This is a genomic window from Streptomyces sp. NPDC059201, assembly GCF_042754585.1.
Taxonomy (GTDB): Bacteria; Actinomycetota; Actinomycetes; order Streptomycetales; family Streptomycetaceae; genus Streptomyces.
Genome location: NZ_JBHZBB010000003.1, coordinates 750639 through 766360 on the forward strand (window position 1 = coordinate 750639; position 15722 = coordinate 766360).

General features: G+C 74.0%; 13 protein-coding genes and 1 pseudogene. 9 read left to right on the plus strand and 5 right to left on the minus strand.

Annotated elements, in window-relative coordinates:
• Positions 1–67 precede the first annotated feature (67 nt).
• The gene (locus ACFXMG_RS13690; RefSeq protein WP_383817954.1) at positions 68–898 is read left to right on the plus strand and encodes a hypothetical protein; all 831 of its coding nucleotides are present in this window, start codon (positions 68–70) and stop codon (positions 896–898) included.
• Between the two features lie 2 nt (positions 899–900).
• Here ACFXMG_RS13690 and ACFXMG_RS13695 read toward each other — a convergent pair whose 3' ends face one another.
• Positions 901–1446 (minus strand): MOSC domain-containing protein, encoded by a 546-nt coding sequence (locus ACFXMG_RS13695; RefSeq protein ID WP_383817955.1) that lies wholly within the window; start codon positions 1444–1446, stop codon positions 901–903.
• A gap of 48 nt (positions 1447–1494) precedes the next feature.
• Positions 1495–2589, minus strand: coding sequence for a fatty acid desaturase family protein (locus ACFXMG_RS13700; RefSeq protein ID WP_383817957.1), 1095 nt, complete (start codon positions 2587–2589; stop codon positions 1495–1497).
• 541 nt (positions 2590–3130) lie between these two features.
• Between ACFXMG_RS13700 and ACFXMG_RS13705 the strand changes: the two genes are divergently transcribed.
• The 7 genes from ACFXMG_RS13705 (at position 3131) to ACFXMG_RS13735 (ending at position 11983) form a co-directional block, all read left to right on the plus strand.
• On the plus strand, positions 3131–5881 hold the full coding sequence (locus ACFXMG_RS13705; protein ID WP_383817959.1) for a DEAD/DEAH box helicase: 2751 nt from the start codon (positions 3131–3133) through the stop codon (positions 5879–5881).
• Positions 5878–7212, plus strand: a complete 1335-nt coding sequence (locus ACFXMG_RS13710) for an SWF or SNF family helicase (protein ID WP_383817960.1) — start codon at positions 5878–5880, stop codon at positions 7210–7212. The genes ACFXMG_RS13705 and ACFXMG_RS13710 overlap by 4 nt, the downstream gene beginning before the upstream one ends.
• 448 nt (positions 7213–7660) lie before the next feature.
• Entirely contained in the window at positions 7661–9160 is a 1500-nt protein-coding gene (locus ACFXMG_RS13715) for a sensor histidine kinase (protein WP_383817962.1), read from the plus strand.
• Between the two features lies 1 nt (position 9161).
• Positions 9162–9569 carry a roadblock/LC7 domain-containing protein gene (locus tag ACFXMG_RS13720; protein ID WP_383817963.1) on the plus strand — a complete coding sequence of 136 codons (408 nt, stop codon included), beginning with the start codon at positions 9162–9164 and terminating at the stop codon, positions 9567–9569.
• Positions 9566–9925: a DUF742 domain-containing protein gene (locus ACFXMG_RS13725; protein WP_383817965.1), complete on the plus strand. Its 360-nt coding sequence runs from the start codon at positions 9566–9568 to the stop codon at positions 9923–9925. The genes ACFXMG_RS13720 and ACFXMG_RS13725 overlap by 4 nt, the downstream gene beginning before the upstream one ends.
• Positions 9906–10526, plus strand: a complete 621-nt coding sequence (locus ACFXMG_RS13730; protein ID WP_383817967.1) for an ATP/GTP-binding protein — start codon at positions 9906–9908, stop codon at positions 10524–10526. Before ACFXMG_RS13725 ends, ACFXMG_RS13730 begins: the two co-directional genes overlap by 20 nt.
• Positions 10523–11983: a cytochrome P450 gene (locus ACFXMG_RS13735; RefSeq protein WP_383817969.1), complete on the plus strand. Its 1461-nt coding sequence runs from the start codon at positions 10523–10525 to the stop codon at positions 11981–11983. The genes ACFXMG_RS13730 and ACFXMG_RS13735 overlap by 4 nt, the downstream gene beginning before the upstream one ends.
• Positions 11984–11988: 5 nt before the next feature.
• Here ACFXMG_RS13735 and ACFXMG_RS13740 read toward each other — a convergent pair whose 3' ends face one another.
• From ACFXMG_RS13740 to ACFXMG_RS13750, 3 genes and pseudogenes are all read right to left on the minus strand, one after another.
• On the minus strand, positions 11989–13128 hold the full coding sequence (locus tag ACFXMG_RS13740; protein WP_383817970.1) for a hypothetical protein: 1140 nt from the start codon (positions 13126–13128) through the stop codon (positions 11989–11991).
• Positions 13129–13394: 266 nt separating this feature from the next.
• Positions 13395–14042 (minus strand): alpha-ketoglutarate-dependent dioxygenase AlkB, encoded by a 648-nt coding sequence (locus tag ACFXMG_RS13745; protein ID WP_383817971.1) that lies wholly within the window; start codon positions 14040–14042, stop codon positions 13395–13397.
• A 50-nt stretch (positions 14043–14092) separates the two neighbouring features.
• Positions 14093–15053, minus strand: a pseudogene (locus ACFXMG_RS13750) (TIGR03564 family F420-dependent LLM class oxidoreductase).
• A gap of 126 nt (positions 15054–15179) precedes the next feature.
• Between ACFXMG_RS13750 and ACFXMG_RS13755 the strand changes: the two are divergent.
• The gene (locus ACFXMG_RS13755; RefSeq protein WP_383817972.1) at positions 15180–15683 is read left to right on the plus strand and encodes an HD domain-containing protein; all 504 of its coding nucleotides are present in this window, start codon (positions 15180–15182) and stop codon (positions 15681–15683) included.
• Positions 15684–15722: the final 39 nt, after the last annotated feature.

Consider the following 15722-nt stretch of genomic DNA (forward strand, 5'->3'; position numbering starts at 1 on the left):
CTCACTGGTTAAGGTGCGCCGACGATCCGATCGGGAGCGCGATCGGGCGCGAGCTGGGGAGGATGCCGTGGCGGCTGGTGAACCGGAGGCCGACGACTCGCTGTACGTGCTGACCGCGTGCCTGCTGACGCCCGCGCGCTTCCCCAGCGTGCTCGGCGACGACTACCCGGCCGCGTGCGCCGCCCTCGGCCTCGAACCGTACGAGGAGGGGTACGGGCTCGTCTTCGGGCAGGACGGGCTCGGGGCGCGCTGGACGGTCGTCATCGACGACGTGTCGCTGGTCGCGGTCGCCATCGCCTCCTGGGACTGCGGCATGGCCTACGACCTCTCCCCCGACGAGGAGTCCGTCGTCGCCGGGCTGCCCGGCTGGCCGCTCCCCGTCGCCACCAAGGCCCCCGGCGTCCCCGACCCGCACGACCCCGAGCCCGAGGAGGGCGACCCCGCCCCGCTGACCCCGCCCGACGAGGACGCGTGGGGACCCGCCCAGCGACGGCTCGGCGCCGACGAGGTGGCGCTGCACTGGAACGAGTGGCGGGCTCAGATCGAGCCGGGACCGGCCGGGGACCAGGCCGCGGGCGAGGAACCCGCGCCGGAGCCGCCGGCCGCCGTGGCGGGCGACGTATCGGATCCGTACGACGAGGTGCGCCGCGCCCTGGACGAGCTGCGCGGGTACCTGGAGGAGGCGCCGCCGGTGGGGCGGGTGCGGTCCGGTTTCGCCGGCGAGGGGGCGCGGATGCTCCGCGCGGACGGGCCCGGCTGGTCGCTGGTGGCCCGCACCGACGACATGGCCTTCGTCCTGCTCGACGACCTGCCGCGCGAGGTGCTCCCGGTGAGCCGCGGCACGCGCCTGCCCGCGCTGCTCGAAGGGCTCGACGCCATGGCCGTACGCCCCTCCTAGGCTCAGACCCGCTCGAGGGGGCGGTGCGGGCCGGCCGGCAGTTCGACGCGGATCGCGTCCCCGGGGCGCACCTCGCCGCCGGTCAGGACGACGCCCATGATCCCGGCCTTGCGGACGACTTCGCCGTCGGCGTCGCGGCCCACCACCTGCTTGAGCAGACCGTGGCGGAAGTTGTCGATCTGGGCGCAGGGGTTGCGCAGTCCCGTGACCTCGACGACGGCGTCCGCGCCGAGGTGGAGCAGGGCGCCGGTGGGCAGGGCGAGCAGGTCGACGCCGTGGGTGGTGACGTTCTCGCCGAGGTCGCCGGGGGCGACCTCGAAGCCGGCCTCGGCGACCTCGGTGAAGAGCTCGCCGTGGATGAGGTGGACCTGGCGGAGGTTCGGCTGGGTGGGGTCCTGGGCGACGCGCGAGCGGTGCTTCACCGTGACGCCGGCGTGGACGTCGCCGTCCACGCCGAGGCCGGCGAGGAGGGTGATGGCCTCGCGGTTGGTCTTGGTGAAGGAGTAGGTGCCGTTGCTGCTGACGGTGGTGACGGTGCCGTCGCTCATACGAGAGACCCCCCTGGTGCTCTTCGGTGACCGGATGCGCGTGCGAGCCTACTCCGGGCGTCCGGCGTGCTCCTCGCGGAGGGTGGAGCCCACGTCGTGGAGGTGGCCGAGCGCCTGCCGGTAGGAGTCGACGAAGCCGGTCTCGGTGTACGGGATGCCCAGGGTCCGGCAGTGGGCGCGGACGGCGGGCTGGGCGAGCCGCAGGTGGGGGCGGGGCATGGACGGGAAGAGGTGGTGCTCGACCTGGTAGTTGAGGCCGCCGAGGAACCAGTCGGTGAGGGCGCCGCCCCGGATGTTGCGGGAGGTCAGGACCTGGCGGCGCAGATGGCCCCAGCTGTCGCCGTCCTCGTGCTCGTCGGGCCGGTCCATGCCCTTGTGGTTGGGGGCGAAGGCCAGGCCGAGGTGGACGCCGAACAGCATCTGGTGCACGAGCGCGAAGACCAGGGCCTGGGCGGGGGTGAGGGCGGTGAGGAGCAGCGCCGCGTACCCGGCGAAGTGCAGGAGGAGCAGGGCGCCTTCGGTGAGGCGCTCGCCCCGGGTGCGGTACGGGCCGTCCTTCGCGAGCAGGGCCTGGACGCCGTACAGCTTGAGCGCGAGGCCCTCCAGCGTGGTCAGCGGGAAGAAGAGCAGGGCCTGGTGGCGGGTGAGGAAGCCGCGCAGGCCGGTGCGGCCGGCGGTCTGGTGCTCGGCGAAGACGAGGACGTCGGCGGCGACGTCCGGGTCCTTGTCGAGGTGGTTGGGGTGCGCGTGGTGGCGGTTGTGCTTGTCGTTCCACCACTCGCGGCTCATGCCGAGCAGGAGGTTGGCGTGGACGAGCTGGATCACGCGGCCCGCGCGGCGGTCCGCGGTGATCTGGGCGTGGCCGGCGTCGTGCGCGATGAAGGCGGCGCGGGCGGAGAGCACGGCGAGGGGGACGGCGAGGAGGACCGACCACCAGGCAGGCCCGGCGAGGAGGAGGACGGCGGCGACGGCGCCGAACCCGAGGAGGGTGAGGGCGATGTCCCGGGCGTACCAGCCCGGCCGGTGGTCGAGCAGCCCCTGCCCCTTCACCAGCCGCAGAAGCGGAGAGAACTCGCTGCCCCCGCCCCGCGTCCGTGCGGCGGCGGGCGCCGGGGCGGGGGCGATGGCGGTGGCCTGAGGCATGGGAGGGCTCCGGCTTCTGTGAGTAGGGCGACTGCCGTCCGCACCGAGCGGGCGGCGGCGGTCTTCACCGTACGAATCCGTGACCCCCCGCAACCATGACGTCACCACCCGACCCCGACCGGGGGCGAGCGGGGTCCGGGGGGTGGGGCGTTCCCCACCCCCGGCGGGGGCGGCGCTCCCGACCGGGGCGGGGCACGGACTCCGCCCGCTCGTCGAGGGAATGCGCATGTGGCGGGTGTCACGTGTGGGTGGGGGTGGTATGGAGGGCGGGTGAGGTAGGGTCGGCCGCTCTGCTCACAGGTAGTCACATGTGGGGAATGTGTTGACGTCGTCGTTCCGCTCTTCCGGTCCCGCTTCCGAACCCTCGACTCCGCCCGCCACGCCTTCCGGCGCCGCCGTCCCGGCCGCCGTCTTTCTCCCCGCCGATCCGCCGCGCGCGGGTTGGATCGCACTCTGGTCGCCGGACGGCGACCCCCTTTCCGGACCGCCGGGGGCGGTCGCGGGGGAGGTCACGGTCGTGGACGGGGCTGAGCTTCACGCCGTGTCCGTGCCCGCGCTCCTCCTGCCGGTACGGGACGCCCTGGCGTTCCTCGCCCGGGTCAGGCTCTCCGGCGGGGGCGACCCCGCTGCCGCCTTCTGGGGTGGCGCCGCCCTGCTCGCCCTGGACTTCACAGCGCGCGGGCTGCTGCTGCCCGGCGTGACGGCGCGTGGGCAGGACGCCTGGCGGGCCGGGCCTTTGGGGGGTGAGGAGTTGGAACGGCTGCGGACGCTCGCCGCGTCGATGCCGCCCACCGCGCACGCCGTGCCCGTGGCGCACGAGGACGGGGACTGGCTGCTGCCGGAGCCCGAGGCGCTGCTGCGGGCCTTCCTCGACGCGGTCGCCGACGCCCTCCCCCGTACCCCTGCCGCCGCGCTCGCCGCCGGCGGGCCCGCGTTCGCGGCCGAGGAGCCGCAGGACGTCACCGAACAGCGGGCGTGGGCCGCCGATCTGGCGGCCGGTCACGACGCGGGCGTACGGCTGTCGCTCCGCCTCGAACTGACCGGCCCCGGGCACGGGGCCGACGCCTCGGACTCGCCGGGCTTCCGCGCGGTGCTCCAGCTGCACTCCGCCGCCGATCCGACCGTGGTCCTGGACGCGGCCGACGCCTGGTCGGGTGCCGGGCCGGTCGCCGCCGCGCTCGGGCCGCGCGCCCGGATGGACGCCCTGCTCGCGCTGCGGCGGGCCGCCCGCGCCTGGCCGCCGCTCACCCCGCTGCTGACGGCTGCCGTCCCCGACACCGTGGAGCTGGCCGACGAGGAGGTCGTCGAGCTGCTGGGCCCCGCGTCCCGGGCCCTCGCCGCCACCGGCGTACGCGTGCACTGGCCGCGCGAGCTGACGGACCGGCTGACCGCGCAGGCGGTGATCGGGCCGGTGGTGCCGGCGGAAACGATGTCAGAGCCCCGGGCCGCCGACGACGCCCCGCACAGTGAGGGGGCCGAAAGCGACGGCTTCGGCGGCGGAGTCCCGTCCTTCCTCTCCGCCGACGCGCTCCTCGCCTTCAACTGGCGCTTCTCCCTGGGCGACCAGGAGCTGACCCGCGCCGAGCTCGACCGGCTCGCCGAGGCGGGGCGGCCGCTCGTCCGGCTGCGCGACCGGTGGGTCCTGGTCGATCCGGCTGAGGTGCTGCGCGCCCGGGAGCGGCAGGACCACAAGGTGAACCCGGTGGACGCCCTGGCGGCGGTCCTCACCGGGAGCACGGAGATCGACGGGCGTCAGGTCGAGGTCGTCGCGACCGGCGCCCTGGAGCGGCTGCGGGAGCGGCTGGCCGACCCCGAGGGCGGGGTCCGGGAGGTGCCGCAGCCCGCCGCGCTCGCCGCCACCCTCCGCGACTACCAGCTGCGCGGACTGAACTGGCTGCACCGGATGACCTCGCTCGGCCTCGGCGGCTGCCTCGCCGACGACATGGGCCTGGGCAAGACCATCACCGTCATCGCGCTCCATCTGCACCGGCAGGACGAGCCGGCGACCGCCGGCCCGACCCTCGTCGTCTGCCCGACCTCGCTGATGGGCAACTGGCAGCGGGAGTTCGAGCGGTTCGCGCCCGGCACGCGCGTGCGCCGCTTCCACGGCACCGCGCGCGACCTGGACGGGCTCGCCGCCGGGGACGTCGTCCTCACCACGTACGGCACGATGCGGCTCGACGCCGAGCGGCTCGCCACCGGCTCGTGGGGGCTGCTCGTGGCGGACGAGGCCCAGCACGTGAAGAACCCGTACTCGGCGACGGCCCGCCGGCTGCGGACGATCGGCGCACGCGCGCGCGTGGCGCTGTCCGGGACCCCGGTGGAGAACAACCTCTCCGAGCTGTGGGCGATCCTCGACTGGACGACCCCGGGACTGCTCGGCGGGCTCGGGGCGTTCCGGCGCCGGTACGCCTCCGCCGTCGAGGAGGGCACGGACCCGGCGGCCGCCGAACGGCTCGGCGCGCTCGTCCGCCCGTTCCTGCTGCGCCGCCGCAAGTCGGACCCGGGGATCGCGCCGGAGCTGCCGCCGAAGACCGAGACCGACCGGGCCGTCTCCCTGACGCCGGAACAGGTCGGCCTGTACGAGGCGGTGGTGCGCGAGAACCTGCTGGCCATCGGGGAGGCCGAGGGCATGGCCCGGCGCGGCCTGGTGGTGAAGCTGCTGACCTCGCTCAAGCAGATCTGCAACCACCCCGCCCAGTACCTGAAGGAGGAGCGGCCGCGGATCGCCGGCCGCTCGGGGAAGCTGGAACTCCTGGACGAACTGCTCGACACGATCCTCGCCGAGGGCGCGAGCACCCTGGTCTTCACCCAGTACGTGGGGATGGCCAGGATCCTGGAGGCGCACCTGGCGGAGCGCGGGGTGCGGACGCAGTTCCTGCACGGCGGCACCCCGGTCGCCGAGCGGGAGGCGATGGTCGCCCGGTTCCAGGAGGGCGAGGTGCCGGTCTTCCTGCTGTCGCTGAAGGCGGCGGGGACGGGCCTCAACCTCACCCGGGCCGAGCACGTGGTGCACTACGACCGGTGGTGGAACCCGGCCGTGGAGGCGCAGGCCACCGACCGGGCCTACCGGATCGGGCAGACGCGGCCGGTGCAGGTGCACCGGATCATCGCCGAGGGGACGGTCGAGGACCGGATCGCGGCCCTGCTCGACCGCAAGCGCGAGCTGGCCGACGCGGTGCTCGGCGGCTCGGGCGACGCGCCGGCGGAGCTGACCGAACTGACCGACGCGGAACTGGCGGAGCTGGTCTCGCTGCGCGGGGACGACGTCGCGAACGGGGGCGGACGATGAGCGGGTACGGGACGACGGGCCGGGAGCCCGAGGAGCTGACCTTCGCGGCGCCGCCGCCGGTGAAGGGCGGGGCGTTCACCCGCACCTGGTGGGGCCGGGCGTGGCTGAAGGCACTGGAGGACACGGCGCTCGACGGCCAGCAGGTGAAGGCGGGGCGGCGGCACGCGCGGGCCGGTGCCGTCGGGGCCGTCTCGGTGCGGCCGGGGCGGATCACCGCCGTCGTGCAGGACCCCGACGGCTCCGCGTACCGCAGCGACGTGCTGGTCCGCACGCTGAGCGACGAGGAGTGGGACCGGCTGCTCGACCTGGCCGTCGACAGCGCGGGGCACATCGCCGCGCTGCTCGACCACGAGATGCCGCCGCACCTGGTGGAGGACGCGGCGGGGGTCGGCGTCGACCTGCTGCCGGGCATCGGAGACCTCGACCCGGAGTGCGGCTGCGAGGCGTGGGACCACTGCCCGCACACGGCGGCGCTCTGTCACCAGATGGCGCGGATCCTGGACGAGGACCCGTTCGTCCTGCTGCTGATGCGGGGCCGGGGCCAGCGGGCGGTCGTGGACGCGCTCCAGGCCCGCAGCGCGGCCCGCGCGGGGAGCGGGACGGAGGCCGGCGCGCCGCCCGACGCCGGGGCCGGGGACGCCCCGGCCGGTGTGTCGGCGGCGGAGGCGTACGCGCTGCGGGACATCCTGCCGCCGCTGCCCGCCGTGCCGGTGCCACAGGCGGAGCCCGGGGAGGCGCAGTCGCTGGACACGGAGACGGATCCGGAGCCGGGAGTCGAGCCCGCCGCCCTGGAGTTCCTGGCGGCGGACACGGCGGCCCGCGCCCACCGGCTGCTCACCGAACTCCTCGCCGGCCGGCCGGTGCCTCCGGGCGGTTCCGCGGGGGGTTCCGCGGGTGGTTCCGCGGCGGCCCTGTCGGTCGCCGAGGACGCGGTGCGGCTCGCGGCCGGCCGGCCGCCGTCGTGGGTCGCGGGGCGTCTCGCCTCGCGCACCGGGCGCTCGCGGGCCGAGTTGGACCTCGCCACGCGCGCGTGGCGGTGGGGCGGGGCCCCGGCCCTCGCGGTGCTGGAGGAGTCCTGGGCGCCGGACGAGGAGGCCCTCACGTGGGCGGCGGCGCGGCTCGCCGAGGCGTGGGAGGACGGCGAGCGCCCGGAGCTGAGCCGGTCGGGGGCGCGCTGGACGGTGGCGGGCACGGAGACGCAGCTGCGGCTCGGCGAGGACGGCCGCTGGTGGCCGTACCGCCGGACCGGGGACGCGTGGACCCCCGTGGGCCCGGCGGACCGGGACCCTGCGGCGGCGCTGACGGCGGCCGAGGGCGAACGGGACGAGTAGAGCCTCCGTACGACAGTTTCCTCATGCGCAGCCGCCCGCCCATCCGGTCCCGACCGGGTGGGCGGGCGGCTGTGTGGGCTGTCCTGGAGCGGCTTCGGAATGAGTGGAATAAAGCATCGAGTCTGATCACTTGATGTCATTTTCGATAGGCATTCCAGACCTCTTTTAAGGCTGGGTTGACTGATAGAACCCTTCCTTCCATCGCGGTCACACGCCAATCCCGAACTGACTATGCTCCGCAGATGTGTTGCGCCTCGCTCACAGCGAGTCATGAACGCTGAGAGCGGGCGCCGAAGCAGCACGTGTACGCGACCGATCGAATATCCATTCTTATTAATCGGTTCGTCGCGCCACTTCAGTCCGCTTCCCCTTTCCAGACTGCTGAGGGAAACCGTTGATGGTTCGCGCAGGTTCCACGTCCAGAGCCAGGCCGGGTGCGTCGGCCCCGGTGTGGCTCGTCCCGCCGGGGGTGCTGACCGCCCTCTTCGCCATAGGGCTGCTCTTCGCGCCGGCGCAGATACGGACACCGGTGGCCTGGTACGGCTTCGCGGCGGTCTCCCTCACCCTCGGCAGCACGGTCCTGACCCTGCGTCTGGCGCGGAAGGCCGACGAGGCCCGGCACAAGGCGGCGCTCCAGGCCGCGCGGCAGGCCACGGCGGAGCGCGAGGCCGCGCTGCTCGCGCGCATGGCCGACCAGCGGACGACCATCCAGTGGATGGCCGACGAGCTGATCCCCCAGGCCATCACCCGGCTCCACAAGGGCAGCACCGCCGCGGAGATCGTCAGGTCCGTCCGCCTCGGCGACCATCTCGACGAGGGGTTCGCCAAGGCGATCAAGGCGGCCCTGAAGGCCCTCCTGGAAGCCGTCGAGGTCGAGGAGAACATCCGGGACTCCTCCCAGCGCGCCCTCGTGGCGATCGCGCGCCGCGTCCAGGCGATCGTGCACCAGCTCGCCATGGACCTCCGCGAGATGCAGATGGTCCACGGCATGGACCTCGTGCTCGCCCGCGGTCTCCAGGACGTCGACCACCGCAACGCGCTGATCGGCCGCCTCGCGGCCAGCGTCGCCGTCCTCGGCGGCGCCCGCCCCGGCCGCCAGTGGTCGAAGCCCATCCCCCTGTACGACGTGCTGCGCGGCGCCATGTCGCGCATCGTGGAGTACCCGCGCGTGAAGCTCCAGTCCATCACCAAGGTCTCGGTGACCGGCCCCGGCTCCGAGCCGCTGATCCACCTGCTCGCCGAACTCCTCGACAACGCCACGACGTTCTCGCCCCCGCACTCGCCGGTCGAGGTGAGCGCCGTCGAGGTGCCCTCCGGCATCGCGATCGAGATCGAGGACCGCGGCATCGGCCTCACCGAGGAGGTCCGCCACCGCGTCAACCGGGTGATGAGCGATTCGATGTCGGGCCTGTTCCTCGCCGGTCTGGGCGAGGTGACCCAGCTCGGTCTGCCGGTCGTGGCCCGGCTGGCCCGCGAGCACGGCTGCGACGTCGACCTGCGTCCCTCCGCCTACGGAGGCGTACGGGCCGTGATCCTCGTGCCCCGGCGTCTGATCACCACGATGGAGGAACCCGTCCTGCGCATTCCCGAGGCCCACCGGAAGCGCCTGGCCGCACAGGGCCGCTCGATGTCCTCGCGCAGCGGCCCGTCGGTGCCGCCGCCGGCCCCGGCCCCGCCGCCCGTGCCGCCGCCCACCCCCCTCCTCCCCACCTCCTTCGACGAAGGCGCCGCGCCGTACATCGACGGACAGACCCTCAACGGGCTGCCCAAGCGCCGCCGCGACGTGCCCTTCCAGCAGCCGGTGCTCCGCACCGGCCCCGAGCCCGTCCCGCCCTCCCGGCAGCCCGCCCGCCCGCCCGGGCTGATGTGGGAAGCCTTCAACGGCACCAAGCGCTCGGGCACCGAATCCTCCACTCCGCACAGCCAGCCGTCTGATGAGGTCGAATAACATGCAGCCACTGCCCAACATCGACTGGATGCTCACCGAGCTCGTGGGCGGCGTTCCGCACGTACGGCACGTGGTCGTCCTCTCCGCGGACGGCCTGAGCATCGGCCAGGCCAACACGGCGCCGGACACCGCCGACGCCATCGCCGCCGCCTGTTCCGGCCTCCAGAGCCTCGCCCGTGCCATCGCGCAGATGTTCCCGCAGGGGAACGGCACCACCCACATGGTCGGGATCGAGGCCGACTGCGGCTACTTCTCCCTGATGGCGGCCGGACCCGGCGCCTACCTCGCCGTCCTCGCCGACGCGGAGGTGGACGCGGGGCTGCTCGGCGACCGCATGCGGACGCTCGTGGCCAGGATCGGCCGGGCCATGACCAGCCCTCCGCGTGAAGACGTCCGGCAGGCGATGTGACCTCGGAGAACCCGACGCCCTGGGCGGAGGTCAATCCCGTACCCCTGTACGTCATCACGGGTGGCGAGGGTTCCCCCTCGGCCAAGTCCTTCGACCTGGTCACCCTGATCGCGACGCGGTCCGAGCCGAAGTCCTCGATGCAGCCCGAGCTGGCGGCCATCCTCTCCATGTGCGAGTACCCGCTGTCGGTGGCGGAGGTCTCGGCCTACCTCGGCCTTCCGTTCAGCGTCGTCACCGTGCTGCTCTCCCAGCTCGTCGGCGACGCGTGCGTCGAGGCGATCGCACCCGTGCCCATCGCGGCCTTCCCCGACCGCGACCTCCTGGAGGCGGTGATCCATGGACTACGCAGACTCTGACACGCTCATGGCAGTTCGGCGCGACGCCGACCTGCTGCTGCCGCACGGCGCCAGGGGCGTCAAGGTCGTCGTCGTCGGCGGCTTCGGCGTCGGCAAGACCACGATGGTCGGAGCGGTGAGCGAGATCCCGCCGCTGACCACCGAGGAACGCATGACGCAGGCCGGCATCGGGATCGACCACAACCCGGGCGTGGCCCTCAAGAACACCACGACCGTCGCGATGGACTTCGGTCGCATCAGCATCAACGAGGAACTGATCCTCTACCTGTTCGGAACCCCCGGACAGGAGCGCTTCTGGTTCCTGTGGAACGGGATCTTCCAGGGCGCGCTCGGCGCCGTGGTCCTGGTCGACACCCGCAGGATCGAGGTCTGCTTCGAGATCATCACCCGCCTGGAGGACCGCCGCGTCCCGTTCGTGGTGGCCGTCAACACCTTCCCCGAGGCCCCTCAGTACCCCCTCCCCGAACTGCGCATGGCCCTGGCCCTCAGCGACTCCGTCCCCCTGGTCACCTGCGACGCCCGCGACCGGGCGTCCTGCCGGGACGCCCTGCTCTCGCTGATGGTCTACCTGTGCACCCTCGCCGCCCAGGAGACAGCATGACCCTCCCCGCCCACGAGCACGCCGCACGGGAACCCGGGCCCGTCCCGCCGCCCGGCTGCCCCGCCCACGCGCCCACCGGACCCGGCGGCGCGGCCCGGCTCTACGGCCCGGTCGCCGAGACCGACCCCATGGGCCTGTACGAGGACCTGCGCGCCGCCCACGGACCGGTGGCGCCCGTCCTCCTCGACGGCGACGTCCGCGCCTGGCTCGTCCTCGGCTACAACGAGAACCGGGACGTGGCCTCCCGCGCCACCCAGTTCTCCCGCGACCCGCGGGTCTGGCACGGCTGGACCAGCGGGGAGATCGACCCCGCCACCTCCCCGCTGATGCCGATGATCGGCTGGCGACCCGACTGCGTCTGCGCGGACGGCGAGGAGCACCAGCGGCTGCGCAGCGCGGTCACCGCCTCGCTCGACCAGTTCGACCACCGGGGCATCCGGCGCCGCATCAACCTCTTCGCCCACGAGCTGATCGACACGTTCTGCCAGGCCGGCGAGGCGGAGCTGGTCGACCGGTTCACCGAGCACCTGCCGATGCTCACCCTCATCCATCTGCTCGGGATGTCCGACGAGGCGGCGCCGAAGCTCGTCCAGGCCGCCAGGGACCTCTTCAAGGCCACCGAGACCTCGCTCGCGAGCAACGCGTTCGTGGTGGAGAGCCTGGAGCAGCTGGTCCGGGACAAGCACGTGACTCCGGGGCACGACATCGCCTCCGCGCTGCTGGCCCACCCGGCGGGGCTCACCGACGAGGAGGTGGTGCACCACCTGCGCCTGATCCTGCTCGCCGGCTACGAGACCACCGCGAACCTGATGTCGAACGTGCTGCGGATGGTGGTCACCGACCCGCGGTTCCGCGGTTCGCTGGCCGGTGGTCAGATGACGCTGCCCGAGGCGGTCGAGCAGGTCCTGTGGGACGAGCCGCCGCTGATGGTGTGTCCGTCCCGCTACGCCACGGGGGACACCACGCTGGGCGGTCAGCGGATCATGGCGGGCGACATGCTGCTGCTCGGCCTGGCGGCCGGGAACATGGACCGGGTGGTCCGCCCGGATCCCGACGCGGCCGTGCACCACAACCGCGCGCACCTCTCCTTCAGCGCCGGCAGCCACGAGTGCCCCGGGCAGGAGGTCGGCCGCATCATCGCCGACACCGGCATCGACATCCTGCTGACCCGGCTGCCCGACATCGAACTGTCCGTTCCGGAGGAGACCCTCAGCTGGCGCTCCTCCACCTGGGCGCGGCATCTGACCGCGCTGCCCGTCTCGTTCGCCCCGCGGGCCCCGCAGGCCCACCACATCGAGGCACCGCTGCCGGCGGCCCCGCCGCCGCACCTGGCGGAGATCCCCGATCAGCCGGTGGCACCGGAGGCGGATCCGGTGACCGCCCCCGTGCCGGCCGGGCGGCCGGCGGCGGGGCCGTCATGGTGGGAGCGGCTGCTGCGGTCGCTGCGGATCAAGTAGGCCGGTCACGGCTCGGTGTCCAGACCGAGCCCGACGGCGGAGGGGGGTGTCGCCGCGTGCCGGCCGGCCCCCCTTCCGTACCACTCCTCGGCGGGGACGGCGGAGGGCGCGCGCTGTTCCGGGAAGGCCGGCTCGGTGGGGACGTACCGGGGTGCGCCGGTGTACCAGGCGTGGAGGCCGGAGAGGAAGCTGCACGCCCCGCCCAGCCAGGTGTCCAGCTCCTTCTGCTCCTCGGGGCTCAGCCCGGCGCGGCGGGCCAGCAGCGGGACGTCCTCCTCGCGGAGCTGTTCGAAGTCGCGCATGCGGGAGTTGACGAGGTGGACGGAGGCCGGCACGGCCTCGCGCAGGGGGATGCCCAGGGAGGTGCCGAGGACGACGACGAGGTTGTTCACGTCGTGTTCCTCGTGGACCTCCCGCTCGTAGGACGCGATGTCGTTCGCCAGGCCCATGACGTCCATGAAGGCGGCGGTGAGTCCCCGGACGGCCCGGCTGCGGCGGATCCGCTCGGGTATTCGGGCGCCCGTGGCGAGTTCGACGGAGTAGGGGGCGGTGTGGGCGGCGAAGCTCTCGCGCCGGAAGGGGGCGTAGTCGATGAGGTGGGGGACGCGGCCGGTGCGGCTGTTGGCCAGCTCCTCGACGCCCGCGTCGACGTAGCGGGCCAGCGCCCGGCTGAACTCCTGGCGCCAGTGCGCGAGTCGGGGCGGGAAGAGGTGGCGCTGGAGGTCGGCGATGCCGCGCTCGACGGCGTTGACCGGCTCGGGCGGGCGGACGCCCTCCTCCGGGCGCAGGAAGGCGTGGAGCCGGGTGGTGAACTCGTGGGCGCCCTGGAGGTCGCTGGTCCGCTTGAAGGAGTGGGCGAAGTAGTCGTCCCAGGCCAGGGCCCAGATGTTGAAACGGTGGTTGAGTCGGAGGGCGGTGGGCGAGGCGTCGGGCAGGGTCCAGGCGGTGAGCAGGTCCACCGTCATCGCCTGGAACTGGGTCCGGGTCCAGATCGGGCGGCGGTCGGGCCGCCCGTCGCCGTCGCCCAGCATGCCCATCTCGCGTGCCCACGTCTCGCTCTCCGCGCGCAGTCCCGGCAGGTGTGGATTGACCTTGAGTGGATGAGGCATCCACAACTCGGGGATCTCGACGGCATGCAGGGGCATGGTCGCTCCACCTCCTTCAGTCCTCGGAATCCGTTGTATGTTGCCGCTGTCACTGACAGCCGACAATTCCCGCCACGCAACGCTGCAAACCTGCCCGCCCGAAACGCCGCACAACCCCCGGACCGGACGCGTCCGGATCACGGTAACCCTGGCGTCTTACTGGGCAGTTGTGTTCTCCTGAAGTCACGGGAACGCTCGCGGTACGCCGCCGCGCGGTCCGCGCGCGCGGGACGACCATGGCCTGTTCCGGCTGACGGCCCGGAGGGTCAGCGGACGCCGCGCGGGCGGAACTGGACGCTGATGCGCGGGCCGACGGCGCGGCTGGTCTTGGGGACGGCGTGGTCCCAGGTGCGCTGGCAGGAGCCGCCCATCACGACGAGGTCGCCGTGGCCGAGCGGGAGGCGGAGGGCGACGGGGCCGCCGCCCCGGGGGCGGAGCACGAGATCGCGGGGGTCGCCGAGGGAGAGGATGGCGACCATGGTGTCGCGGGTGGAGGAGCGGCCGGTCCGGTCGCCGTGCCAGGCGACGCTGTCCCGCCCGTCGCGGTAGAGGCAGAGGCCGGCGGTGACGAACTCCTCGCCGAGCTCGGGGGCGTAGTGCGCGCCGAGGGCCGTGCGCGCCTCGGTGAGGGCGGGGTGCGGGAGCGGGTCGCCCTCGCGGTAGTACGCGAGGAGGCGGGGTACGGCGACCACGTCGTCGTACATCCGGCGCTCCTCGGCCCGCCAGGGCACCCGCCCGGCCAGCTCCTCGAAGAGCGTGTCGGCGCCGCGGAACCAGCCCGGCAGGTGGTCGACCCACGCCCCGCCGGCCAGCGGGGTCCGCCGGAGGCCGTCCAGGGGTCCGGGGCAGGGGTCGTCGCCCTGATCGAACAGGGAGCCCTGGAGGCCGGGGAGGTCCGGTGGTACCGCGGTCATGGATCCAGCATACCCACGGAACCGAACAGATGAGCGAATACGCGCTCCGCTCAGGAGGGGCGCGCTCCGGGGCCGCCGCCTGACCGGTCCCGGGAGAGTTCGCCGAGGAGCCTCCAGGTGCGCCGGCGGGCATCCTCGCCGCCCAGGTCGGTCGCCGTGAAGACGACCTCGGTGGCCCCCGCGTCGAAGTAGCGGCGGACCTCGGCCGCGACGGCCTCCTCGTCGCCGAGGACGGCCAGGTCGGCGGCGCCCTCGGCGCCGGAGAGCTCGATGACGCGCCGGTAGGAGGGGATCCGTTCGTAGAGGGCGAGGGCTTCGGCGGCCCGCCGGCGCAGCCCTTCGGGGTCGGCCGTGACCGCGCCGGGCACGAGGGCCACGATCCGGGGCGCGGGGCGGCCCGCCGCCCGCGCCGCGGCGGTCACGGCGGGCACGAGGTGCTCCGCGAGGGCCCGGGGCCCGGCGAGGAACGGGAGGATGCCGTCGGCCAGCTCACCGCTGACGCGGAGGGCCTGCGGCCCCATCGCGGCGACCAGGACGGGCACCGGGGGGCCAGGCGCCCGGGACGGCCGCCGAGTAGGGCGTCGTCGCGGTCAGCAGCTCGCCGTGGAAGTCGGCCTCGCCGGTCTCCAGGAGCGGCCGCAGGGCGGTGAGGAACTCCCTGAGCAGGCCGATGGGCCGCTGGTACGGGAGGCCGAAGCCGGTCTCGGTGAGGTGCCGGGTGCCGAGGGCGAGCCCGAGGTGGTAGCGGCCGCCGGTGGCGGCCTGGGCGGTCTGGGCCTGGCTGGAGACGAGCAGCGGATGCCGGCCGAAGACCGGCAGGGCGGCCGTCCCCACGTGCAGCCCGGGCACCTCACGGCCCACGATGGCGGCGAGGGTGGGCGAGTCGTACGCGAAGGACTGGCCGAACCACGCGGAGTGCAGCCCGGCGTCGCGGGCCTCGCGCGCGAGCCGCACGGTGTCGTCGACGGGGAGCTGCCGGTGGGTCGAGCTGAGCGTTGCGCCGAGAGTCATGCAGGCGCCAACGGACGGCTCCCCCGGGGGAATTCCGGCTCCGCGTGAACACTGTGTGGCAACGCGTGGCGGCTCGTGGCGGGCCGCTCCCCCGCACGCGCGCGTGCGCACCGGGATGATGGGGGCATGATGACGCTCGCCGAGGTGGACGCACTGGCCGACCGCGCGCACGCCGGTCAGGTCGACAAGATCGGTGTCCCGTACGTGGAACACGTGCGGGCGGTCGCCGCCGGGCTCGCACCGCTCGGGGCGGAGCTGGCGATGGCCGGACTGCTCCACGACGTCGTCGAGGACACCGCGTGGACGGCGGAAGGGCTGCGGGCCGCCGGGGTCCCCGACCGGGTGGTCCGCCTCGTCGAGGCGGTCACGAACGAACCCGGCGGCTCGTACGAGGAGAAGATCCGGCGCGTCGCCCAAGACCCGGACGCCACGCTGGTGAAGATCGCCGACAACGCGCACAACAGCCGCGCGGACCGGGCGGCGGGGCTCGCGCCGGACCAGCGCGAGCGGCTCGCCGCCAAGTACCGGGCGGCGCGGCGGGTGCTGTGGGCGGCGGCCGACCCCGCACAGGTCGCGGCGATCCTGCGAGTCGTCAACCCGGACCTGCTGCCCGAACTGACGGAGGCGTAGGGGCCGCTGGGCCTCCCGGGTATCCGTGCGCCGAAGGCC